This window comes from Anaerococcus sp., from assembly GCF_030825785.1.
Classification (GTDB): domain Bacteria; phylum Bacillota; class Clostridia; order Tissierellales; family Peptoniphilaceae; genus Anaerococcus.
In genome coordinates this window covers 1-3434 of sequence record NZ_JAPJPG010000072.1, presented here as the reverse complement: position 1 = coordinate 3434, position 3434 = coordinate 1, and the positions used below count along the sequence as shown (strand labels likewise).

The window sequence follows — 3434 nt, the reverse complement described above, 5'->3', positions numbered from 1 at the left end:
CCATAGCCCAGTCTAACTTTTTGTATTCTTTGGCAAGGAAGATTATTAGCTCTGTTTTGTAGGCTTCTTCCTCTTCTAGGCTAATTTCTTCCCCGTTTAGTTTCTTTTGAACTACTTTATTTAGGCTTTCTTCATCACATCTTCTATGTGGGATGTATTTGAAGGCTTGATCGCTTGCCTTAGCCCCATGGTCATTGAAAAAGTCCATTCTTGACTTTAGGGCCTTTTTGATATCTGTAAAGTTTGTAATCTCTATTCCACTCGCCTTAGAAAGATCTGACAAATAGCTCTTGAAGCTATCTTTTTCGATGTATAGGGCATTATCTGGTCTAAAGGCTGGAAGAACTTTGACTTTGAAGTCATCCTCGGCCAAAAGCTCGTGGTATTTAAGATCATCTATAGGATCATTGGTTGTACAAACTGCAGCGACATTACTCATCTCGATTAGGCCTCTTGGTCTAAACTCATCTTTCGCTAGAAGTTCATTACACTTATCATAAATTTCTCTGGCATTTTCCTTGTTAAGACACTCTTCTATGCCAAAGAAGTTCTTAAGTTCTAGGTGAGTCCAGTGATATATTGGATTTCCTATAAGATATGGCATGATTTCCGCATACTTTTCAAACTTTTCGAAATCATCTGCATTCCCTGTGATATATTTTTCCTCAACCCCACAAGCTCTCATAACTCTCCACTTGTAGTGGTCTCCACCGAGCCAAGCTTCAGTAATTGAAGGAATATTTTTGTTTTCATAAATTTCCTTAGCTTCAAGGTGACAGTGGAAGTCAAATATTGGCATCTTAGCCGCATAATTGTGGTAGAGTTTTTTCCCAAAGTCATTATGAAGCATAAAGTCTTCTGTCATGAATTTCATTAGTTTTCCTTTCTTTATTATATTAGTTAATTTTTTGTCTATTATAGTTAAAAGAATTTCCTTGGATAAAGTGAGAGCTTCTCATAAGAGACGCCTCACCTACCAAAGGTTTATGTTCGTAGTTGTCTAAAAACTTAATTATCTATTTGTTATTTTTATCTATAGCTTCCCATAGACCGTTGAGGTAGGCAACTCCTAGGGCTCTGTCGTAGAGTCCATAGCCTGCTCTTCCTTCTTCGCCCCAGATCATTCTTCCGTGGTCTGGTCTTAGGTAGCCGTCGAAATCAGCATCGTATAGAGCTTTCATTATAGCGTACATATCTAATGAACCGCACTTAGAAAGGTGAGCTGATTCGTAGAATTGTTTCTCGCCGGTAAACTTGATGTTTCTAGCGTGAATTGCTCCTATTTTGCCTCTTTTAGCGAAGTCTCCGATTATTTTAGCTACGTCATTTTGGGCTCTAGATCCCAATGATCCTGTACAAATACATAGGGTATTTGATGGAGAATCTACTAGGTTTACAATTTTTTCTAGATCTTCTGGAGTTGATGTTATTCTAGGGATATCGAAGATTGGCCAAGCTGGATCGTCTGGGTGAACTGCCATCTTGATTCCTACTTCCTCGCATGTTGGGATTATTGCTTCAAGGAAGTATTTGTAGTTTTCTCTTAATTTATCTTCATCGATATCCTTGTATTTTTCAAGAACATCTTCTAGTTGGGATAGTCTTTCTGGCTCCCAACCTGGTAGTTCGAAGTTTCCCGCTCCGTCGAGGATTTCATTTACCATATCTCTTGGAGAAAGACCTTCTACCTTGGCTTGGTCAAAGGCAAGGGTATTAGATCCATCTGGAAGCTCTTTATAGAGTTCTGTCTTAACCCAGTCAAATACTGGCATGAAATTGTAAATTACTGTCTTCACACCGCAAGCTGCAACGTTTCTTAGAGACTCTTTGTAGTTTTCGATATATTTATCTCTTGTTGGAAGGCCCATCTTGATATCTTCGTGAACGTTGATTGACTCGATAATTTCACAATCAAGACCTACTGCGTGGCACTTATCAACGTATTCTTGAAAGACATCCTTCTCCCAAACTTCTCCTGCTTCCCACTCGTTCATCATAACCATAACTCCTGTAACTCCAGGAATTTGTGCGATATATTCTAGTGAGATTGGATCGTCATTTCCGTAGTGTCTAAATGTCATTTTCATAAGCGTATCTCCTTAATTATGCTAGGTACTTCTTAAGTGTAGCTCTTACACTTCCAGGGCCATGTGACAATTCTTCGAAATATTTTGTAACTATTTCTGATAGTCCTGCTTCTTCAAGATTTACTCCAAAGATTTTTTCATTTCTTAGTAAATCTTTTAGTCCTTCAGTTTCCTTGAAGTCTCCTAATCTGATTCCTTCAAGGCTTTCTTTTAGATAATCCATCATAGGATCGTTTGAAAGCTCGAAAGTTTCTCCTTCATCATTTACTCCTAGAAGATATCTCAACCAACCAGCTAGGGCTAGTGGGATAAACTTAAGGTCAGCCACATCGAGATTCTTATCATTCATATAACCTTTTATAGTCTGTCCAAATCTTACAGGAATCTTTTGTGATGTGTCTGTTGCGATTCTTTGTGGTGTATCTGGCATGAACTTATTTGGAAATCTTACATTGATTACTTCGTCGATGAAGTCTTTTGGATCGATGATTCCTGGATTCACTACAACCTTAAGGCCTTCGTCATAGCCGATTTTCTTAATTAGCTTAACAAGTTCAGTATCTTCCATCTCTTCTGATATCTTTGTATGACCTAGTACACAACCATAAGTTGCAAGCACTGTGTGAAGTGGATTTAGGCAAGTTGTAACCTTCATTGTTTCAACCTTGTTTACAGTGTCCCTATCTGCCATGTATACTCCGCCTTCTTCGAAAGCTGGCCTGCCGTTTGTGAAACTATCTTCGATAACGAGATACTCAGCTTCTTCTGAGTTCACAAAACCTGCTATATAGGAGCCTTTCTCTGTTACTACAGTCTCCATTCCACTAAAGCCAAGATCCTCTAGGTGTTTTTGAACATCTTCTGCAGGTCTTGGTGTGATCTTATCGATCATAGAAAGTGGGAAGGCAATTTTTTCTTCAAGATATTTGATAAATCCTTGATCTACGAAGCCTTTTTCTAGCCAAGCCTTAGCTATAAGCATAACAGAGTTTTTGACTAAATCTCCATTGTGGCTTGCATTATCCATTGACAAGAGGGTTAGGGCCTTGCCATTTTCCTTATATCTTAGGTTTAATAAAGCGGTTACAATACTCATAAGGTGCTTGCTAGCTTCTGGTCCTTTTTCAAGATCTTCTCTAACTACTCCCATGAGATTTCCGTCTGAACCGTAGAGGTTGTAGCCTTTTTCTGTAATCGTGAAGCTCATTAGTTCAAGGTTAGGATTTGTGGCAATTTCTTTAATTCTTGTCATATCCTTAAGAGTTAGGGCTTCAACTAGGTTGGCTATTAAATTTGTATCGAAATTACCATCCTTGTGAAGGGTAACTGATAGGGCTAGGTTGTCGT

The 3434-nt window shown here is 38.6% G+C and carries 3 protein-coding genes; all 3 read right to left on the bottom strand.

What is annotated here, in order from left to right; translation table 11 throughout:
• On the bottom strand, positions 1–874 hold an 874-nt coding region (locus tag RCH56_RS07485), incomplete at its 3' end, for a glucuronate isomerase (protein WP_306484352.1).
• 142 nt (positions 875–1016) lie between these two features.
• Complete coding sequence (uxuA, locus tag RCH56_RS07480) at positions 1017–2087, bottom strand: mannonate dehydratase (RefSeq protein ID WP_306484351.1); 1071 nt, start codon at positions 2085–2087, stop codon at positions 1017–1019.
• A 16-nt stretch (positions 2088–2103) separates the two neighbouring features.
• The coding region (locus RCH56_RS07475; RefSeq protein WP_306484350.1) for a mannitol dehydrogenase family protein at positions 2104–3434 on the bottom strand (1331 nt) is incomplete at its 5' end.

What these genes read in the sequence shown, in the direction of transcription:
- uxuA (WP_306484351.1), bottom strand. Translation starts at nt 2,087, where the DNA reads ATGAAAATGACATTTAGACACTACGGAAATGACGATCCAATCTCACTA.